This is a genomic window from Mycobacterium sp. NGS22, from assembly GCF_059813095.1.
The window spans coordinates 1-19,429 of record NZ_JCALDY010000003.1; the positions used below are offsets into that span (position 1 = coordinate 1).

The 19,429-nt window shown below is 66.1% G+C and carries 22 protein-coding genes; 5 read left to right on the plus strand and 17 right to left on the minus strand.

Annotation, left to right across the window (positions count from 1 at the left end; genetic code table 11):
- Window positions 1–16: 16 nt before the first annotated feature.
- Window positions 17–769 carry an acyltransferase gene (locus AC5Y47_RS03200; protein WP_499941925.1) on the plus strand — a complete coding sequence of 251 codons (753 nt, stop codon included), beginning with the start codon at window positions 17–19 and terminating at the stop codon, window positions 767–769.
- A 51-nt stretch (window positions 770–820) separates the two neighbouring features.
- On the opposite strand, the gene AC5Y47_RS03205 is transcribed toward AC5Y47_RS03200, so the two are convergent.
- Genes AC5Y47_RS03205 through AC5Y47_RS03215 form a run of 3 tightly spaced genes read right to left on the minus strand, consistent with a single transcriptional unit; the run spans window position 821 to window position 4,641 of the window.
- Window positions 821–2,155, minus strand: a complete 1,335-nt coding sequence (locus tag AC5Y47_RS03205; protein ID WP_499941926.1) for a cryptochrome/photolyase family protein — start codon at window positions 2,153–2,155, stop codon at window positions 821–823.
- A 9-nt stretch (window positions 2,156–2,164) separates the two neighbouring features.
- The gene (locus tag AC5Y47_RS03210; protein WP_499941928.1) at window positions 2,165–2,644 is read right to left on the minus strand and encodes a TspO/MBR family protein; all 480 of its coding nucleotides are present in this window, start codon (window positions 2,642–2,644) and stop codon (window positions 2,165–2,167) included.
- The gene (locus tag AC5Y47_RS03215; protein WP_499941930.1) at window positions 2,641–4,641 is read right to left on the minus strand and encodes an MMPL family transporter; all 2,001 of its coding nucleotides are present in this window, start codon (window positions 4,639–4,641) and stop codon (window positions 2,641–2,643) included. Before AC5Y47_RS03215 ends, AC5Y47_RS03210 begins: the two co-directional genes overlap by 4 nt.
- 143 nt (window positions 4,642–4,784) lie before the next feature.
- On the opposite strand from AC5Y47_RS03215, the gene AC5Y47_RS03220 reads away from it, so the two are divergent.
- A complete protein-coding gene (locus AC5Y47_RS03220; protein ID WP_499941932.1) occupies window positions 4,785–5,294 on the plus strand; it encodes a MarR family winged helix-turn-helix transcriptional regulator in 510 nt (169 codons plus the stop codon).
- Between the two features lie 161 nt (window positions 5,295–5,455).
- On the opposite strand, the gene AC5Y47_RS03225 is transcribed toward AC5Y47_RS03220, so the two are convergent.
- Window positions 5,456–5,893 (minus strand): STAS domain-containing protein, encoded by a 438-nt coding sequence (locus AC5Y47_RS03225; RefSeq protein ID WP_499941933.1) that lies wholly within the window; start codon window positions 5,891–5,893, stop codon window positions 5,456–5,458.
- 590 nt (window positions 5,894–6,483) lie between these two features.
- On the opposite strand from AC5Y47_RS03225, the gene fni reads away from it, so the two are divergent.
- Both fni and AC5Y47_RS03235 read left to right on the plus strand, forming a co-directional pair.
- Window positions 6,484–7,530, plus strand: a complete 1,047-nt coding sequence (gene fni / locus AC5Y47_RS03230; RefSeq protein WP_499941935.1) for a type 2 isopentenyl-diphosphate Delta-isomerase — start codon at window positions 6,484–6,486, stop codon at window positions 7,528–7,530.
- Window positions 7,531–7,534: 4 nt separating this feature from the next.
- Window positions 7,535–8,851 (plus strand): glycosyltransferase, encoded by a 1,317-nt coding sequence (locus AC5Y47_RS03235; protein ID WP_499941937.1) that lies wholly within the window; start codon window positions 7,535–7,537, stop codon window positions 8,849–8,851.
- On the opposite strand, the gene AC5Y47_RS03240 is transcribed toward AC5Y47_RS03235, so the two are convergent.
- From AC5Y47_RS03240 to AC5Y47_RS03300, 13 genes are all read right to left on the minus strand, one after another.
- The gene (locus tag AC5Y47_RS03240) at window positions 8,754–9,269 is read right to left on the minus strand and encodes a MarR family winged helix-turn-helix transcriptional regulator (protein ID WP_499942340.1); all 516 of its coding nucleotides are present in this window, start codon (window positions 9,267–9,269) and stop codon (window positions 8,754–8,756) included. The genes AC5Y47_RS03235 and AC5Y47_RS03240 overlap by 98 nt on opposite strands.
- Window positions 9,270–9,415: 146 nt before the next feature.
- A complete protein-coding gene (locus AC5Y47_RS03245; RefSeq protein WP_499941939.1) occupies window positions 9,416–9,751 on the minus strand; it encodes a DUF3140 domain-containing protein in 336 nt (111 codons plus the stop codon).
- Between the two features lie 13 nt (window positions 9,752–9,764).
- On the minus strand, window positions 9,765–9,983 hold the full coding sequence (locus AC5Y47_RS03250; protein ID WP_499941941.1) for a hypervirulence associated TUDOR domain-containing protein: 219 nt from the start codon (window positions 9,981–9,983) through the stop codon (window positions 9,765–9,767).
- Between the two features lie 69 nt (window positions 9,984–10,052).
- A complete protein-coding gene (locus AC5Y47_RS03255; protein ID WP_499941943.1) occupies window positions 10,053–10,418 on the minus strand; it encodes a DUF2784 domain-containing protein in 366 nt (121 codons plus the stop codon).
- Window positions 10,419–10,470: 52 nt separating this feature from the next.
- Entirely contained in the window at window positions 10,471–11,472 is a 1,002-nt protein-coding gene (locus AC5Y47_RS03260; RefSeq protein ID WP_499941945.1) for a Rieske (2Fe-2S) protein, read from the minus strand.
- A complete protein-coding gene (locus AC5Y47_RS03265; RefSeq protein WP_499941947.1) occupies window positions 11,469–12,992 on the minus strand; it encodes a hydroxysqualene dehydroxylase in 1,524 nt (507 codons plus the stop codon). The genes AC5Y47_RS03260 and AC5Y47_RS03265 overlap by 4 nt, the downstream gene beginning before the upstream one ends.
- Window positions 12,989–13,708: a class I SAM-dependent methyltransferase gene (locus AC5Y47_RS03270; RefSeq protein ID WP_499941949.1), complete on the minus strand. Its 720-nt coding sequence runs from the start codon at window positions 13,706–13,708 to the stop codon at window positions 12,989–12,991. Before AC5Y47_RS03270 ends, AC5Y47_RS03265 begins: the two co-directional genes overlap by 4 nt.
- Complete coding sequence (locus AC5Y47_RS03275; protein WP_499942342.1) at window positions 13,701–14,021, minus strand: lycopene cyclase domain-containing protein; 321 nt, start codon at window positions 14,019–14,021, stop codon at window positions 13,701–13,703. The genes AC5Y47_RS03270 and AC5Y47_RS03275 overlap by 8 nt, the downstream gene beginning before the upstream one ends.
- Entirely contained in the window at window positions 14,018–14,341 is a 324-nt protein-coding gene (locus tag AC5Y47_RS03280) for a lycopene cyclase domain-containing protein (protein ID WP_499941951.1), read from the minus strand. The genes AC5Y47_RS03275 and AC5Y47_RS03280 overlap by 4 nt, the downstream gene beginning before the upstream one ends.
- Window positions 14,338–15,300, minus strand: coding sequence for a phytoene/squalene synthase family protein (locus AC5Y47_RS03285; RefSeq protein WP_499941952.1), 963 nt, complete (start codon window positions 15,298–15,300; stop codon window positions 14,338–14,340). The genes AC5Y47_RS03280 and AC5Y47_RS03285 overlap by 4 nt, the downstream gene beginning before the upstream one ends.
- Entirely contained in the window at window positions 15,297–16,814 is a 1,518-nt protein-coding gene (gene crtI, locus AC5Y47_RS03290; protein WP_499941954.1) for a phytoene desaturase family protein, read from the minus strand. The genes AC5Y47_RS03285 and crtI overlap by 4 nt, the downstream gene beginning before the upstream one ends.
- Before the next feature lie 16 nt (window positions 16,815–16,830).
- The gene (locus AC5Y47_RS03295; RefSeq protein ID WP_499942343.1) at window positions 16,831–17,940 is read right to left on the minus strand and encodes a polyprenyl synthetase family protein; all 1,110 of its coding nucleotides are present in this window, start codon (window positions 17,938–17,940) and stop codon (window positions 16,831–16,833) included.
- Window positions 17,941–18,204: 264 nt separating this feature from the next.
- Complete coding sequence (locus tag AC5Y47_RS03300) at window positions 18,205–18,642, minus strand: hypothetical protein (RefSeq protein ID WP_499941956.1); 438 nt, start codon at window positions 18,640–18,642, stop codon at window positions 18,205–18,207.
- Window positions 18,643–18,740: 98 nt separating this feature from the next.
- Between AC5Y47_RS03300 and AC5Y47_RS03305 the strand changes: the two genes are divergently transcribed.
- The gene (locus AC5Y47_RS03305; protein WP_499941958.1) at window positions 18,741–19,421 is read left to right on the plus strand and encodes a phosphodiesterase; all 681 of its coding nucleotides are present in this window, start codon (window positions 18,741–18,743) and stop codon (window positions 19,419–19,421) included.
- Window positions 19,422–19,429: the final 8 nt, after the last annotated feature.

Sequence of the window (19,429 nt, forward strand, 5' to 3'; positions counted from 1 at the left end):
ACTAGGCTTTCGGGCCATGACGAGCATGTGGGGTGCTCCGCTGCATCGCCGGTGGCGTGGCTCCCGAATCAGGGACCCGCGCCAGGCCAATTTCCTCACCCTGGCGTCGTTGAAGTGGGTGCTGCGCAACAAGGCCTACACGCCGTGGTACCTGGTGCGATACTGGCGGCTGTTGAAGTTCAAGCTGCAGAACCCGCACATCATCACCCGCGGCATGGTGTTCCTGGGCAAAGGCGTGGAGATCCATTGCACGCCCGAGTTGGCGCAGCTGGAGATCGGCCGCTGGGTGCACATCGGCGACAAGAACACCATCCGCGCGCACGAAGGTTCGCTGCGCTTCGGCGACAAGGTGGTTCTGGGTCGCGACAACGTGATCAACTGCTACCTGGACATCGAGCTCGGCGATTCGGCGCTGATGGCCGACTGGTGCTACGTCTGCGACTTCGACCATCGCATGGACGACATCACGCTGCCGATCAAAGACCAGGGCATCATCAAGTCGCCGGTGCGGATCGGACCGGACACGTGGGTCGGGGTCAAGGTGTCGGTGCTGCGCGGCACGTCGGTCGGACGGGGTTGTGTGCTGGGCTCGCACGCCGTGGTGCGCGGCGTCATACCGGACTATTCGATCGCGGTGGGCGCCCCGGCGAAGGTGGTCAAGAACCGCAAACTGTCCTGGGAGACCTCAGCCGCCCAGCGCGCCGAACTGGCCGCCGCGCTGGCCGACATCGAACGCAAGAAGGCGGCGAACCAGTCCGGCCTCGGTTAGCCGCCCGTGTGTCGGCTGATAGTGCCACGTCACGCGGGTTTGCGGAAGCCTTCAGCTGATGTCGCTGTAGCGGCGCAGAGCCTCGGTGCGTTCGGCTGCATGGTCGACGATCGGGTCGCGATATCCGGGCGGACGGTTGCCTTTTCGTAGATGCACGTCGCTCGCCTCCCGCAGTTCAGGCACCCAGCGTCGAATGTAATCTCCTGTGGGATCGAACTTTTCGCCCTGCGTGACGGGGTTGAACACCCGGAAGTAGGGTGCCGCGTCGGTGCCGGAACCGGCGCACCACTGCCAGCCGTGCTGGTTGTTGGCCATGTCGCCGTCGACGAGTTGCTCGAGAAACCAGCCCGCCCCCCACTGCCACGGCAGGTGTAGGTCCTTGACCAGAAAAGAGGCGACGATCATCCGTACCCGGTTGTGCAGGAACCCGGTCTGGCGCAGTTGCCGCATCCCGGCGTCCACTATCGGGTATCCCGTCTGCCCGGCTTTCCACGCCTCGAAGCGGCGCGTGGCCTCGGCATCCGTGTCGGTCTCGATGGCGTCGAAGTCGCGGTTCCAGTTCCACCAGACGCTGTGCGGCCAGTGATACAACACCGCGGCGTAGAAGTCGCGAAAAGCCAACTCCCGCAGGTACACCGAGTCGCTTTTGCGCTGCGGGTCGAGATCGGCAACCAACGTGCGCGGATGGATGGTGCCGAACTTCAGGTGTGCCGACATCCGACTGGTGCCGGGCAGGTCGGGCCGGTTGCGGTCCTGCTCGTAGCGGGACAGCCCATCGTCGACGAACGTCACCCACTGCGAAACTGCCGCCGCTTCACCGGCTTTCACGTCGAGTTCGACGCCGGGGTCGGGGATCTTGCACGGCTGGACGCCGAGTTGCACCGGATCGACCCACCGTGCCGAGCCGGCGTCCGACTTGGCGGGTGCTCGCCAACCCACCTCACGCCAGCGACGAAAGTACGGTGTGAACACCTTGTAGGGGGTGTCGTCGTCCTTGGTGACACGCCCGGGTGAGACCAGATACGGAGATCCGGTCGCCACCAACGGCACTCGACCCAACGCGGTGCGCACCCGTTCGTCGCGCTTGCGGCCGTACGGCGCGAAATCTTCGGAGATGTGCACCGCCGAGGCACCAACCTGCTTGGCTAACTCCGGAATTCGCTTCTCCGGCTGCCCCCGTACCACCAGCAGACGACCGTCGAGCTCGGCGCTGAGTTGTCGCAGCGAATCACCCAGGAACTGCAACCGTCGCGGTCCTGACGACGCTTCCAGTCGCGGATCGAGCACGAAGCAGCCAAGCACCTGCCCGTCGCTCTCGGCGGCGGCGATCAACGCCGGGTGGTCGCGGACCCGAAGATCGCGCCGAAACCACAACAGGGAAGGCATGATCGACCCCTAACGGTTGAGTCGCCAGATGTGGCTCGACAGCACGGTGGCGAATGCACACCACAACGGGTAGGGCGCGAGCGCCGCGCCGGCGCGGGGGTCGGCCTCGGCCGCCCTTCTGGCCAGATCGGCGCTGCTGGCCGTGAGTGCCGCGGCGCCCAGCGCGGAGGCGCCCAGTTTGTGGTAACGGAAGAACAGCCAGCTCCAGCTTGCGTTGAGGACGAGATTGGTTCCCAATGCGGCGATGTAGCGACGCGCCTGGTCGTCGTGACCCGCGGCACGCAATTTGTCGATGACCACCGCGGAGGTGGCCGCGATGTCGGTGTACAGGGTGGTCCAGGCCACCGGGAATGCGGCGCTGGGCGGCTGATAGGGCGGCTTGCGGATGCGCGCGTACCAGAGCGGGGTGCGGCCCGGGTTGGCGGCACCTCCGGCGACGGCGGTGGCGGCGACGGCCAGACCGGTGCCTGCCAGGGTTGATTTGTTCACGTTGACTCCGTTCGGTTTTGCACGGTGGACGCCGCGGTGGACAGTCGACTGGGCCACCAGATGCGATCACCGATCACGGCGAACAGCGCGGGAATGACCAGTGTCCGCACCACGAAAGTGTCCAACAAAATACCCAGGCCCACGATGATGCCCAGTTGAGTCATCACGATCAGGGGCAGCACGCCGAGAACGCAGAAGACCGCGGCCAGAACGATTCCCGCACTTGTGATCACTCCACCGGTGGCCGAAACCGCGCGGATCATTCCGTCCCGCGCACCATGATCGGCGGACTCTTCACGCGCCCGGGTGACCAGGAAGATGGTGTAGTCCACGCCCAGTGCGGCCAGGAACAGGAAGGCGTAGAGCGGGGTGGAATTGTCCAGGGCGGGGAAACCGAACACGTGGTTGCTGGCCCAGCCGCCAAGACCTAACGCGGCCAGCGCACCCAGGATCGTCGCCGCCAGCAGCGTGGGCGGTGCCAACGCGGATCGCAACAGCACCGCCAGGACGACCAGGATGACCGCGAGGATCGCCGGGATCAACAGCGTCCGGTCACGCACGGCGGCGTCGCGCACATCCAGCGCCTGTGCGTCGGGTCCGCCGACCAGAGCCTCGAGTGTGGCGGCCTTGGTCGAAAGACGTAACGCATCAACGGTATTGAATGCCTGCGGGGACGACGGTGCGGCATCGATGACCACCGACCACTTGGTGAGTCCCGACGACGAAGTGCCTGCGGGGTTCGCCGACACGACACCGGGTGTCGAGATGATGGCCTGTTGTACCTGCGCTGCGTGGGTGGTGGGGGCGACCACTTCGGTCGGGTTCGCCGAACCGGCGGGAAAATGGGCGGCCACGATCTCGAACCCGGTCACCGAATCTGCCTTGACCCGAAACTGTTCCGTCTGCGACAGCCCGATCCGGACACCGAGCAGGCCGGTCGCCAGGGCCGCCAACAACACGATCGTGACCGACGCGACGACCGCTGGGCGCCGTGCCACGCGTTCGGCGATGGAGTGCCAGAGGCCGGTCTTGATGGTCTGGGTGTCGTCCGGTTGTGGGACGAACGGCCAGAACAACCGTCGTCCGAACAAAGCCAGCAGCGGCGGCAACAGCACCAGCACCGACAGTGCGGCGACGATCAGTCCGCACGCCGCAAGCGCGCCCAGGCTGCGGGTGCTGGGAGTGGACGCGAAGATCAGCGTCAGCAGCGCCAAGACCACGGTCGCGTTACTGGCAACGATTGCGGGCCCGGCCATCCGGACGGCTTGGCGCAGCGCGTCACGGTGCTCGCGGTGCAGTCGAAGTTCTTGGCGGTAGCGCGAAATCAGCAGGAGCGCATAGTTGGTGCCCGCGCCGAACACCAACACGCTGGTGATGCCCGAAGTCGCGCCGTCGAAGCTCAGGCCGGTCAACGAGGCCACCGCGGTACCCACCGAGGCCGCTACCCGGTCGGCGAATCCGATCACCACCAGCGGAACCAGCCACAGCACCGGCGAACGGTAGGTGGCGATCAGCAGCAGCGCCACCACCGACGCGGTCACTATCAGCAAGGTGACGTTGGCGTCACTGAACGCGTTCGCGATATCGGCGCCGAATGCCGGTCCGCCGGTCACATGCGCCGAAAGGCCGTCCGGCAAGCCGGAGCCCGCGGCATCGCGCAGTGCGGCAACGGCGTCGTGCAACGCCAGACCGGACAGTTCACCACTGATCGGTACCACCCCGATCCCGGCCCTGCCGTCGGCCGAGACGAAGACGGGCCCCGGCCCAGATCCCCGTTGCGCGATGGCCTGCATGCGATCTCGGGCCTGTTCGGTTGCGCGTTGGAGCGCGGCGGCGTCGACGTCCGCCCCGCCGCTACTGCTGACAACGACGATCAGGGGGTTGAGGTCGCCACCGGGAAATTGGGCGGACAGCTGCTGCACCTTCGCTGAATCGGCATCCGTCGGCACCGACAACGGCGCCTGGCTTGCGGCTGCGTTCCCACCGATCAACGTCATGAAACCGGTCCCCAGCAGAAAAACTCCCAGAGCAAGAACCCACGAGCGCCGGGCGCTGAGCCTCGCGGCGAATCCCTCCCACACAGTGCAAGCATTTCAGTCGTTTAACCATTAATCAACTGAAATGACCGCGGATCAGCGATATGCTGCGAATCACAATGGATCCTGAGCAGCAGGGCGCGGGCCGCGATGCGCTGGAGTCGCAGATCTCTGCCGATCTGCGGGAGTTGTCCACTGCGTCCGACCAGATCGGCCGGCATTTCGCCGTGTCCCAAGACGTGCGGCCCACCGACTTTCGTGCGCTGTTGCACATCATGGTCGCCGAAACCGCTGGGCAACCGATGACATCGGGCGATCTGAGTCAGCGGATGGGTCTGTCGGGTGCGGCGATCACCTATCTGGTGGACCGGTTGATCGACTCCGGTCACATCCGTCGTGACTCCCATCCGGCCGACCGGCGAAAGGTCATCCTGCGTTACTCCGATCCCGGACTGGCGACCGCCCGGTCGTTCTTTACTCCGCTGCGCCAACACACCACCTCTGCGCTCCGTGATCTCCCCGACGCTGATCTGGCCGCTGCCCACCGGGTTTTCACCGCGCTGATTGCCGCTATGCGCCACTATCAGACGGAACTGGGCAGCGCCGAGCCCTGAGGTCGCGGTCATGCCGTCGCCTTGTCGACTCTTTCGATCGGTTGCCGATGGCCCGTCGATGCCCTCGGCCATGGTGCGATGGAGAACGGAATCGACTGCAGCGCAACCGGATCCGTGAGTTCAGCCGGTGCGGGCGGTCGTGGGATCACCGCTGGCTGGAACTATCTCGCGAGGCGCAGCAGCAGTTGCCGGCGGCCCACCAGCGCGTCTTCGACGAGCTGAAGGGCTTCCGGCACCGACTTGACCAGCGGGAGGCCGTGATCGGTGACGATGCGCAGCAGCGGACGCATGGCGCTGCCGGTGACGATTCCGCAGTACAGTCCCGCGGTGTGCTGCCGGTGGTGTAGCGCGAGCAGTTCCTGGAAACCGTCGATGCCGAGAAACTTCAAGTGGGTCAGGTCGATTATGAGTGGAGTTCCCACCTTGGTGAATCGGCCGAGCTCCGCGGCGACGCGCCCGGCGTTTGCCGCGTCGATTTCCCCGTCTATCCGCAAGACGGTGGCCAGGCTGCGGGCATAGACGAAAATGTGCGCCTTACCGCAGTCGATGACGTAGCGGTAGCGGGGGTGGGTCTGGTCAGGTGAATCTACAGCGTGCATCACAACGTGGCCTATCAAGTGGTTCTGAAGCGGGGCGAAGAACGACCTTTCTCGTGTCGCTTCGCTGAGATGGCAGCTGGCTACTCAACTGATGCATAGCCTAGCCGGATAAGCCCAGCTGGGCGCAGGGAAAAAATCAGCGTGGTCGCGTACCGTCCGGAAACAGCGGTCCAGCGTGCAAAGTTTTCGTTTCGCGGATAGGCCGCCTCGGCCGAACGGACGCCACGGAACGGGGAGACGCCCGCCGCGGCAGAAAGTCGGGGAACGGTGCCGCGGCGGACGTCTCGGATTCACCGAGCGCTCGACGGTTGGACTCCCGGCCGCTGCGGTCATGCTCTAGTTTAGCTTAATCACTTTAATCATTCAGAAAGTTAACAACACTGTCCGTCTCGCGTAGGCTGACAGGAAGTGGACCCGCGTCGCGGGCGCCGTGATCGTGCCTGTTTGTTCCTGGAGTGGGTACTACCAGACGATGGATCGAGAGAGATCGTGACCATGCCCGGCAAGACCGTCGATAGTCTCGGTTCGGTGGTGGGCTACCGCGAAATCGCCGTTCCTGTCAGCCCCGGCGCCGGACGGTCCGCACACCCATGACCGGTGACCGGGCCGAAATGACCACGCGCAAAAGGCGTCACATCGACGTGTGCCTGGACGGGGACGTGAACTTTCACGGCGTCAGTACCGGACTCGAGCGCTACCGCCTGCCCTACAACGCACTCACCCAGACGAATCTCGGCGATGTGGACCTGTCCGTCGAATTCCTCGGCAAGCAACTGCGTGCGCCGGTCCTGGTGGGCGCGATGACCGGGGGAGCGGAGCTATCGGGAACGATCAACCGAAACCTGGCCACCGCCGCGCAGCGGCTCGGGATCGGCATGATGCTCGGCTCGCAGCGGGTGATGCTGGACAGCGCGCTGGGCGAGCGCGCCGCCGCCAGCTTCGCCGTACGCGAGCTAGCACCCGACGTGTTGTTGTTCGGCAACATCGGCTTGTCCCAGTTCACCAAGGACGCGGTGCCGGACATCACCCGGGTGCTAGACCGGGTAGGAGCCGATGTGCTTGCGGTACATACCAATCCGCTGCAGGAGGCCATGCAGCAGCATGGGGACACCGACTTTTCCGGGTCGCTCGACCGTCTGCACGACGTAGTCCCGATGCTCGATCATCCGGTGCTGCTCAAGGAGGTGGGGCACGGCATCGGTGGCGCGGCCGTCGCCGAGCTGCTGCGATTGACAGGCGCGCCACCGGTGGCGGCTATCGACGTCGCCGGCGCCGGCGGCACGTCATGGTCGCGCGTCGAGCAGCTGGTCCGTCACGGCGAGCTTCGCTATCCGGATCTGGCCGACTGGGGAATTCCTACCGCGCAGGCACTTTCGGAGGTTCGCGCGCAGCTGCCGGCGTTCCCGCTGGTCGCTTCCGGCGGAATCCGGACCGGCATGGACGCGGCCAAGGCACTCGCCCTGGGCGCTGACGTGGTGGCGGTTGCGCGCCCGTTGCTTGCCGCCGCGATCGAATCCGCCGACGCCGCAACGGCCTGGCTGCAACGCTTCGTCGACGAGCTTCGCATCTGCCTGCACGGATGCGGTGCCGCAGATCTGCCCGCGCTGCGTGGACTCGGCGTGGCATCTGTCAGCTAGAGCTATGGCGGTAATTCTCGCTTACGGCGCACCGGCGCTGGGTCATGTCTACCCGTTGGGCGCACTGCTCGTGGAGTTGGTCGCGCGCGGTCACCGGGTGCACCTGCGCACGATGGCGAGCGAGGTCGACACCATGCGGCAGGTCGGTGTCACCGCCGAGGCGGTCGACCCGCGCATCGAGGCCATCGTCGGTGACGACTGTTCTGCGCGTGGGGCTTTCGGTGTACTGAACAGGTCGATAGACGTACTGTGCCGCCGGGCGGTGATCGAGGTCGACGACCTGCGGCGCGCGGTCGCCCAGGTACAGCCCGACGCAATCATCGTCGACGCGAATTGTTGGGGCGCGATCTCGGCCGCTGAGGCGGACGGCATTGGCTGGTCGGTGTTTTCGCCGTTCACCCCGTACCTGCGCTCCCGCGGGACGCCGCCGTTCGGCCCGGGTATGCGGCCGCTTCCGGGTGTCGCGGGCGCGGTGCGTGACGCCGGGCTGCGAGCCGTGGTTCGCTATCTGTTCGACCGCCCGATGTTGCCCCGCGTCAACGCCCTTCGCGCAGAACTCGGCGTACCCGCCGTCAACTCCGTGGATGAGTTGATGCGCCGGGCGCCGCTGTTGTTGGCGGTCGGCGGCGAGCCCTTCGAGTACCCGCACCCGGACTGGAGCGATGTGGTGCACTTCATCGGAGCGTGTGTCTTCGAGCGGCCCGACACGCGAGCCCCGCACTGGCTGGACGAAATCGACCGGCCGGTGGTGCTGGTCAACACGTCCTCTATCGCGCAAGGCGACGCCAAGCTGGGAGAGATGGCGTTGCGCGCGTTGGCCGATGAACCGGTACACGTCGTCGCGACCTTCCCGGCCGGTGTGCCTGCCGGTTTGCCGCGGACTTCCAACGCGACGGTGTGCCGGTTTCTGCCGCACGGACCGGTGCTCGATCGCGCGGTCTGTGTCATCACCCACGGCGGAATGGGAACGACGGTCAAGGCTCTCGACCGCGGTGTCCCGGTGTGCGTCGTGCCGTTTGCCCGCGATCAAGCCGAAGTGGCGCGCCGGGTGCAGGTCGCCGACTGCGGGGTTCGGCTACCGTCCCGCAAGCTGAACCCGGCACGGTTGCGCCGATGTGTGCTTGAAGCAGCGACCAAGGTGCCGGCAGCCCGCCGGGTGGCCGCCGGTTTCGCCGCTACCGGTGGGGTGACGCGAGGGGCGGAACTGATCGAAGCCCGCGTCGTCAACTTCGCGAGGCGTTCGACCGAGATGATCCCTGACGCCGTCGCGGCGCCTGTGCGCCTCGCTCCGGCTTCGCCGACGCAGCCGAAGGACGGTTGACCAACTCCTCTTCGAAGGTCGACATGGCCCCGATCATGGTTTGAAAAACCCGGTGCGCGGCCGCGAGATCTTTATCGGTCAGGCTGGCCATCGCGTCGCTCAGATGGGTTCCGAGTGGGCTGAAGAACGAATGCGCCAAGTCCATGCCCTGATCCTCGTAACGCAACAGCCACTTGCGTCGATCTTCGGGGTCGGGCTCGCGGCGTATATGGCCGGCCTCGATCATCCGGTCGACGAGATAGGTGATGGCCGGCGGCGAAACGTCCATGCGATGGCGCAATTGGGCCAACGTCAGAGGTCCTCCGGCCGTTTCGGCCACCATGATGTGCAGCAGGGCGTGAAAGTCGCTGCTGCTCACCTTGTTCACGCGCGCGAAATGCCGTCCGATCCGATCCGATCTCGCCGTGATCGCGCGCATATCGGCCGACAGCAGCTTTTCCAGCTCTGCCCGTCCATGCGCGGGTTCACTAGCGCGGCGTCTGCTCACTACCCGGTACCTCCATCAGATGCAGGGTACGCGTTCAGAAAGGGGGCGCGAGCGCAACGTCCGGTTTCGGCAACGCTTTACGCCTTGGCCGGGTCGTGACCCCAGTTCATCAGCGAATAGCGCCACGAGGTGTTCTCGATGTCGCCTTCGGGGCGCTGAGCGAGGTGCCGTTTGGCGTAGCCGAGCACCTTGCGCATGTGCTTGTAGTCGTCGTCGTCCAGGTCCGCCCGTTTGGTTCTGAGGATATCGACAATGCGCCGACCGCTGGCGTGTCCCGTCGATTCCTTGCCGCCGCGCTTTTGGCCGACGCCTCGCGATTCGTCTGTCGCGAGCCACTTCTCGAGTTCGCGCGCGGTCATGTTGACCGTGTTCTTGAATTCTCTCCAGGTCGCGTCGCTGTCGGTCTTGGGCATCTATCAGTCCTCTTCACTTGCCGGTGCGCTTCAACGCGCTCGGTTTGTGTACCGCGTCTTTCCCGGTCTTGTCGCTTCGCACCTTGTACTGCGGTTCGTCTTTGGATGCCTTGACCTTTCGACCGGCCGTCTCGGTGTCGGAGGTGATCTTCTTCTCGACCTTCCCTTTCACGGTTTGGCCGTGGCTCTTCCACTCCACGCTGTCGCCTTTACGTAATTCCTTGTCGCTCAATTCGGTTCACCTTCCTCGTGACATCCGGCCCCAGGGTCGGGGACCCGGCTGCGGTCCAGCGCAAAACACCTACCGGTCCCGAATTCGCTGGACAGCCAGCGCAACCCACGACACTGCGGCGGCGATGAAGGCGAGAAGTTGCGCGGTGCCGGTACGGTCGGCCGGGTACACCACGCCGGCGACATAACGGCCGACGAAACCGTCGTTCGGCAGAGGTTCCATCCCGGCTCGCGCGCGGGCCCACGCTTCCAGACTGGTCAGCGGGCACGGCAGCTTCAGGGTGACGACGCCGATTCCCCAGCACACGGTCGGCACGTGCAGCCACAATGTGCGCCGCCACCGCAGCGCCAGAAAGCCGCCGCTCGGCAGGTAGACCAGATACGCCAGATGAGCGACCACGCTGGCGACGACGACGGCGAAACATGGTTTCCTCATCGCAGATTCAGCGTAGAAGATGTGCTTCGACGGCGCACCGGCCGGCTGTTGATCACGTCCCGCTTCCGTGGCGCAACTTATAGCGTCGTTCGGCGTAGGCCAGGTCGTCGCGCCACAACCGGTTCGCGGCATGGCGCATCAACGGCGCGATCAGAGGCGCGACGTTGAGCGCCGCCTTGAACCCGGGACGCTGAGACTGCGCGACGATGGCTTCGATCACCGCGACCGTCGGCCTGCCGTCCGGACCCGGACCGATTGGGGTGGCATGGGTTTCGACGACGCTGCCGGCGCCCTCGCCCTCCACGATGCGCATCACGATGGTGCGTGCGTCCGGACAGGTGAACTCCGCGATCGTCGGTACCCCCAAGCGGCCGATCCGGAAGGTGACCGAGACCAGGAACCGGTCATCATCTTCGGTCGGTGTGGTGAGTACCTCGAGGCGGGTGAAGGAATACGGGTGAAACCAGTTGCCATGCCAGGGGTCCAGACGGTTGGCGAGGATGTCGCACGGCTCGCAGACGCCGACCAGCCGGGTGACGGCCGGCAACGTGTCTCCGGTTGGTCGCTCGGCCAGCACCGGCATGTCCAGCGGCGGCTCCCCGCCGACCTGATCGAGTCGCACCCAGGCCAGCACACCGTCGTCGTAGCTGGGCAGGGGCGCCCAACCGAGCTTGCAACCGGTGCCGTCGAGCGCCAGTCCATGCCAGCGGCAGAACAACACGCCATCGGAAACGGTCCCGGTGGCCAGATCGGCACCGAGGTGCGGGCAACTGCCCGGGCCGACGCGTAGCAGACCGAGCCGGTCGCGCCAGGCGACGAGTTCGACGCCGGCGACGCGCGTGCCGAAAGGACGTCCGCCGCGCACGGCACGACTGGCGGCGAAGGCGTACCAGTTGCCGGTGGGCCGGCGCTGCGACCGGGCCAGCGCTTCATCGATGATGCTCGGCTGGGCCTGGCCGTAGGTCGGGCGTTGCCGCGTCCACGGCACGGGTGGAACAACTTGCAGCGGCCAGTCTTTCGGCCATCGACGGCGGAGCCGGTCACCGGCGCTCATGGCAGATTGCGCCTCTGTCGAAGCGCCAGCGAACGCAGTAGCGCGGATCGTCCGCGGACGGGAACGGTGCGTAGCTCGTGGCCGTGCAGACCCCACTGGGCCAGCAAGAGGTTGGCAGCCATCCAGCCGGTGGTGGCCGCGCGCTCCATCAACGCCACCGGCAGGTCTACCCGGATCCCGTCACCGGCCAGCGCCAGTCCGGGCTGTGGAGTCGCAACCGTCGGGCGCCGCGTGTAAGTGCCGGGGGTGAACAGCGGGCAATCGGCGCGGCGCAGTACGCGTTGATGCACCACGTTCGCCGACGCGGTTTCCGGGTAAAGCTGGTGCAGTTGCCGGATGGCATCCTCCACGCCGAACGCGGAATCCATTGCATAGCAATGCAATTCGACGACGGATCCGCCGTGCCGCGTCGCCCAGTCAGCCGCTTCGCTTTCATAACGCTCGAGCACGCTGATGTTGTCGAGCGGCGGGTGTCCGGCGGTGCCCAGGAAGGGCGGTCGCTCGGCGTTGACCGGCCGGTCCAGCCAAAGGCGATGGACGACGAACGGGGGAGCGGTGCGCAGCCGCCGGATCTGGCTGCGCCACAGGTCGCTGCCCAGACCGCTCGATTCGGCAACGATGTGTTGCAGCCCGCCTACGTCGACGGCCAGCACCACGGCGTCCGCGTCGAGCGGGTCACCCGAATCGACATGCACGCGAAATGCATTCGGGCCGTCGGTGTCGATGCGGTGCACCTGTGTGCCGGTTCGGAACCGCACTCCACGTTCGTCCAGATAGTCACGCATCGGATTCCACAGCGCCGCATCGAAGTTCGCGTTCGCGACGTCGAAGATCAGCCCCTCACTGGAGCCCAGGAAGTAGATATGGAACATGGTCGCCAACTCACCGGCCGAGAGCTGCGATGGTTCGGCGAAGAAGCTGCGGGAGAAGACCTCGAACGCGAGGTGGCGCGCCGATTCGGGGAAATTGATGCTCTTCAAGAAGGTTTCGGCGTCGATGTGATCCAGCTGGTGGTAGATGTCGGGCACCGACACGGCTGCCAGCGGCGCCGCCGCGCGCGCGTCGATGCGCACCAGGTCGGCGAGCCGGAACGTGGGACTGCGCAGCGCGAACAACAACGCATTCCACGGTGGCGTGCGGGGCAACCCCCGGAAGCTGTCGCGCCGGCCGGCGCCGTCGATCAGCGGGTAGTCCTCGACCGGCGTCAGCATCCGCAACTGGGGATCGACACGACGCAACAACTCCCGCAAGTTGTAGTACTGGCGGAAGAAGGCGTGGAAGCCACGATTCAGCGCGAAGTCGGTGCCGTCATGCGTTTCGGTCCACCCCCCGACGCGCCCGCCGAGGTAGTGCTCTTTTTCCACCACCTCGACGGCGATGCCGCGCTCGGCCAGCCCGGTGGCGGCGGTGAGCCCGGCGATGCCGGCACCGACGACCACCGCGCGCGGCTGCGACGACAGCGCGCCGGCGTCGGGCAACCCGGGCGACGCGGGATGGATGTGCTGGCGGCGGTCGGTCATTGCGGCGCCGTCCCCAGGAAGGTGTGGACGATGTCGCGTTCCCACCCCGGCATGGTTTCACTGCGTACGCCGCGCAAGCCGGCGTCGGACATCCGTTGCCGCAACCCCGCCGCGCCGTCGAAGGTCAGCACGCTGCGCCACAGGTGGCGGTAAAGCGTGGTGTTGCGGGTCCGCCACCACCCGGCGGGAATGATGATGCCCCAGCAGACCGCGTGCCAGATGCGGGTGGCCGCGGCCGAGTCCCGCACCGAATACTCGTGCAGCGCCAGGGTTGCACCGGGCCGCAACAACGTCGCGAAGGTGCGCAGCTGGCTGTCCGGATCGGTCAGATTGCGCAACAAATAGGCGGCGAAGATGGCATCGAACGGTCCGGTGATGCCGTGCTCGCCGAGGTCTTCGATGCGCGAGTGCACGAACCGGACCGTGGCGGGCCACGACTTGGCCAGTGCCGCATCCAGCATGCCGCGCGACGCGTCGACAGCGACGATCTCGGCCTCCGGCGCCGCGCTGAGCAGTGCGGCCGTCGAGGCGCCCGTGCCGCAACCCGCATCGAGTAGCCGCAACCCCCGTCCGCGGTCCGGCAGGCCCATCCGGCGCGCCGACCGTCGCAGGTTGCTGTGATAGCCGGGGTTGGCGCCCACCAGCCGGTCATAGGCCGCTGCGCCCTCGTCGAATGCCGCTGGAACGTCGCCGCGCGCCAAGCCCGTCCTATTCATGGCTGCCACGCTCTGGTTGGAACTCCCACAACAACAGCACCCCGGTCACCAGCGCGAAGCCGAACAGGAAGTCCTCGACCGGAATGTCGAACGGAAACCGCAGCCCACTGGTGTGCCGCTCGTCGTAGCTGACGATCGGTGCACTGAGCTTGGTCAACCAGCCGTCCACCGGAACCTGAAAGCCCAGCACGATCACCATCGACAGCCAGTAGGCGGGCCGGCGAAACAGGCCGGTGCGCAACAACATCAGCTCCAGCGCGCACACGCCCAACACCGCGACCACGGCCGGCAGTGTGTAGCCCAGACCGGTCATCGGCGCCTGCTCCACGCCAGAATCGTGGACACCGCGTTATACGTCAGCAATCCGCACAACGGAATCACCAGGAAGAACAGCACTTCCTCGATCGGGATGCGCGGCGGGATCTCGATGCCGGTGAGGTACTTGCCGTCGTACCACCACACCCCAGCCGCTATGGCCACCGCATCCCACACCAGGAACACCGCCGCGACCGGCGCCACCGCGCGGACGAGACGGCGGGCTTGACGGTAGACGCCGCTGCCGAACAATTCCAGTGGCGCTGTGATCAGCAGGCACAAGCCGAGCACAATCAAATACTGCCAGCGATCGCTCACGCCGCACCAGGCTTTCGGTGCTGGGCCCCTCCGGCGGGATGCGAGAAACGAACCCGCCACGACTGCAGCAGGGCACCACCGGCGACCTGTATCCGGCGGGTGGTACCAACCGTGGCGCGGTGACTGAAGACGGAGAAGTCGCTGTCCTCAATGCAATCCAGGATTTCGGAGTACAACGTCAAGGCCGTCGCCACGCAGGGCTGTGACCGCCGCGCCAGCATCGGGATCCCGCCGGCGGCGAATCGATAGATCTCCCGGGTGATTTCGTGTTGGGCCTGCAACGCGCTGCGCACCCGTTCATCGGTGCGACGATGATGGTGGCACCACATCAACAACTCGCGATCCACCCCGTGTGCGGCGAGTTCGTCGGCCGGCAGATAGATCCGGTCACGCATCAGATCTTCGTCGACGTCGCGCAGGAAGTTCGTCAACTGGAACGCCTGCCCCAGTGCGGCGGCGTACGGTGTGGCCTCGTCGGTGTCGCGGGTGCCCAGTACCGGAAGCATCTGCAGCCCAATGACTTCCGCCGAGCCGCGCATGTAGCGGTTGAGCGCGGGCCGGTCGGGATAGTCGGTGACGGTGAGGTCCATCCGCATCGACGCGAGGAAGTCCTCGAACAGATCCGCCGGAATGCGGTAGCGGCGGACGGTGTCGTCGACGGCGGCAAGAATCGGTTCGTCCGGGCGGGCTCCACCGGCGAAGAACTTGTCGGACAGGCACTGCAAGCGGTCGGCGCGGGCGCAGACGTCGAGATCCGGATTGAACTCGTCGAGGATGTCATCGGCGTGGCGGGCAAAGGCATAGAGCGCATGAACAGCCGGTCGCTGGTCGGGAGCAAGCAACCGGGTGGCTAGAAAATAGGTGCGACCATGCGCGGCGGCGATCTGCCGGCACAGGCGATACGCGGCGCGCAGCGCAGGGCTGTCGATACCGGCGGCGTCTAATTCGGTGCGAATCACGGCAATCGGGCTCTCACAATGGATGTGGGGGAGCGGTCGAGGACCCCGGTGATGCGGTCGGCGGCAAGCCGTCCACTGATCAGGGTCGTCGGCACACCCACACCAGGTACGGTCGACGATCCGGCCAGCACCGCGTTCTCGATTCCGCGCACCAGGTTGGCCGGACGGAACGGGCCGGTCTGGGCAAAGGTGTGGGCGAGGGCGAACGGCGTCCCGGCCGTCATCCCTTGGCGGGCCCAGTCGGCGGGGGTGTCGAGATGCAACAATTCGGCCCCGTCGCCCACCTCCGGCAACAGTCGCTCTGCGACCGCGTCCAGCATGTTCTCCGCATAGGGCTTCGCCGCCGTGGACCAGTCGACCCGGCGCCGGGACAGGTTGGGCGCCGGAGCCAGCACATACAGCAGATCTCGCCCGGCCGGCGCCAGACTGGCGTCGCTGGCCGTCGGGCGGGTCACCAGCAGCGAAGGATCCCGCATCAGTCGGCCGTCGCGGATGATGTCGGTGAAGGTGTGCTCCCAGGCGTCACCGAAAAGGATGGTGTGGTGTGCCGTCTGGGCGGGTGTGGCGCGGCAGCCCACATGCATGACCACCGCCGAGGGTGCCGCGCGCAGTGGCAGTAGCCGTCTCGGCTTCCGACCCAGGAGGCGGTAGGTGAGCGGCAGTTCGGTGGTCAACACCACCGCGTCGCAAGGGATGCGTTCGCCGCCCTCGGTGAGCACCGAGGTGACCCGGTCGCCGCTGCGTTCGAGCTCGGTAACCGTTGAGCTGTAACGGAATTGGACGCCGCCTTGTTCGGCAACCGCTGCCAGTGCGTCCGGGAGCGCACGCACGCCGCCGCGGGGGAAGAACACCCCCGAGATGGTGTCCATGTAGGCGATCACCGCATACACCGCCAGCGCGTGCTGCGGGGCGACCCCGGCGTAGAGCGACTGGAAGGTGAATACCCTTCGCAGCAGGGGGTTGCTGATGTGCCGCTCGACCATCGTCTCCCACCGCCGGAACCCGCCGATGGCAGCCAGCTTGGCCAATTGGGGAGTCAGCATGGACAGCGGTGAGTCGAAATTCGCGTCGATGAAGCCGGCGAACTCGGTGCGGTACAAGCCCTCCAGCCAGTCGCGCAACGCGCGGTAGCCCGCGGCTTCGCGGGGGCCGCCGAACTCTTCGACCGCGGCGGCCATCCGGTCTGCATCGCTGTGCACGTCGATGGTGCTGCCGTCGGCGAACATCGCCCGGTAGCAGGGCTCGACCGGCATCAGCTCCACGTGCCGCGCGCTCGATTCACCGACCGCGGCGAACACCTCGTCGATGATGTCGGGCATGGTGAGCACGGTCGGGCCGGTGTCGATCGAGTAACCGTCGATGTCGCGGCGGCCCGCGCGCCCGCCCGGCCACGGCTCGCGTTCCACGACCGTGACTTCCCGACCGCGGCCGGCCAGGTGCAGCGCCGCGGACAATCCGGCAAATCCCGCACCAATGACGACAACGCGTTCCGTCCGTCCTCGGACCGTGTGCATCAGCGCTCCCGGGAGATCATGCGGCGCGCTGCGTGCACACGCCGGCCATGTCGGTCAAGGCGACCTTGAGTAAGCCGTCGATTCCGCTGCGATCCAACGAGTCCAGTGCATCTTTGACCCGCTTGGCAATCAGCTCCTCGACCCATTGCACCGCTCCGGTGGCAGAGATCAGGTTGCGCCAGTAGTCGACCGCGGCTTCGTCGAGCTGATCGACGTTCATCAATTCACCGAATTCTCGGCGGGTGGAGATGTCGGCCATCTCGTAGGCCGCGACGACGACGCTGGTGGCCTTGCGCTCCAACAGATCTCCGCCATTGGGTTTGCCGGTGCTGGCGGGCGATCCGAAGATGCCGAGTATGTCGTCGCGCAGTTGAAAGGCTTCGCCGACGGCGTATCCGTATTGACCGAGCCTGGTCAGGGTCTGGTCGTCACAGCCGGCCATTGCCGCGCCGATCTCCAGCGGGCGGCGCACCGTGTAGTTGCCGGATTTGCGCCGGGCCACTCCCAGCACCGAGTCGATGTTCGGGATTTTACGCAAATCCATTGCCAGATCAGCGAATTGACCGACTGCGAGCTCGGTCCGCATGGCATCGTAGCGGGGCCAGGCACGCTGCAGATGATGCTGGTCAAGACCGGAGTCGCGTAACATCTGCTCCGCCCAGATCAGGCACATGTCGCCGAGCAGCGTCGCGGCCGACTCGCCGAACCGGCGCGACGACCCGGACATTCCCCGCTTGCGATGCCAGTCGGAGAACTGCACATGAGCAGCGGGTCGGCCTCGACGGGCAGGCGAGTCGTCCATCACGTCGTCCTGCAGCAGAGCGAATGCGTGCAGCAGTTCCAGGCTCGCCGTGGCCGACAGAGCAGCTTCGCTGGGCGGGGCCCCGCACAGCCAGCCCAGGTACATGAACGTCGACCGCAGACACTTCCCGCCCTTGACGAACTCGAGCAGGATGTTGCCGGCGACGTCGACTCCGCAGTCACCCAACTCCTGGGCGCAACGCGCGCCGACGAACGCGGCAACCTCGTCGAGGACCTGCCGGCGCAGATCCGTTCGCCAGACGTCGAATTGGTCCACCGTGGGCAGGCTCGCCGCGCTCGCTGAAGCTACTTCGGCGAGACGCACCCGCGGAAATTCACGCACACCTCCCACCGAAGCCTCCTTTGCAACGTCGACGAGTCGCTGACCAGAACGGCTCAGATTCACGCGTGGTACCCCCTGACCGAGAAAACAAACCGGTGTCCGGCCCCAGACTTACGGGCGGTGCGGTCGGCCGGCGACTATCTTCATTAGTTTAATCGTTAACTTAATGAATGATCGACCGGCGCGCCAGTCCTGAGTGGAAGCGATTGCGACGATCCCGCGGGTGCGGCTGTCAGACTGCGTCTTTCAGTCCTCGCTGGAGGTTTCTCGGGGTTCGGCGGCGTGGTCCGGGCTTCCGGAGGTACGCCGGCTCTCCTTCATCTCGGCTTCGAACACATGCCGGTTGCCGCCGGTCAGCTGGTGCCGCACCAGCTTCTCCATGTCCTGGAAACAGCGGTAGTAGCCGTCGTCATAGTCTTCGATGACCTGGAAGCTCCATCTGCCGGGCAACACATTTCGCCCGATCAGTTCCCGGCTGATGGAATCGGCCAGCTCAGCGTGCCCGTTCTCGCGTAGCAGCTCCACGGCGGTGTCGAGTTGCAGATCAGCATGCCCGGTCAGTTGGTGGAACGAGTACAAGTGACCGCGCGCCCGCTCGATGGTCTCGAGCGCTTCGGATACCTTTCCTGCGGCCTCCACGGCGGCATCGTCGGTACCCGGCGGCCGGCGATCACACAGACTCATCGGTTACCTCCCCGTCGCGGCTTTAGATCGACAGTAATTGCCGAGTCGGCCGCCGCAACTGTCGGTTTCACCGGAGAGGGGCGGGGAACCCTGCGCGGATGGACATCACAGATCGCCTCTCCGTGCCGTTTCGATGGGGGGCCGCCTTGCGGGGTCGCAAGGTTTTCCACCCCACCGGGGTGCTGGCCGAAGGCTCGCTCGAGCGTGTCGCTCCGGCGGATCAGGGACTGCCGGTGCCGACCTCGCCGGTGATTGCACGGTTCTCCAAAGGCGCGGGTATGCCCGGCTCTGTGCCGGACGCCATCGGTCTGGCGTTGCGGATCCCGCCGCAACTCGAATCCGACCGGGCGTGGGACGTGCTGCTGGTGTCCGCCGGCTCCGGGGCGCTGACCCGCATCGTGGGACTGCGGCCCGTCACCTCGTGGTCGGCACAGACGATGACCAGTCTGATGCCGCTGCGCTATCACGGCACGAGCTGGTGGTTGCGGGCATGCATCGACACCGAAATCACCGGAAAAGGATTGTCACTCGAAGACGTGCGCGACACGATCCGCAGCGGCGGGATCGAACTGCGACTCGATCAAGCGCGCGGGACGGGAGATTTCGCTCCACTTGGTCGCCTGGTGTTGAACGAGATCCTCGAGACCGAATCGGAGCGCGACTTCTCGTTCGACCCGGTGCGCAACACCGCACCCGGCGTCGCCCTGTATCCCGGGTGGTTGGCGGGTCTGCGCAAAAGCGCCTACGCCCGCAGCCGGGAAGGCCGAGACGCTGACTGAAACCTGAT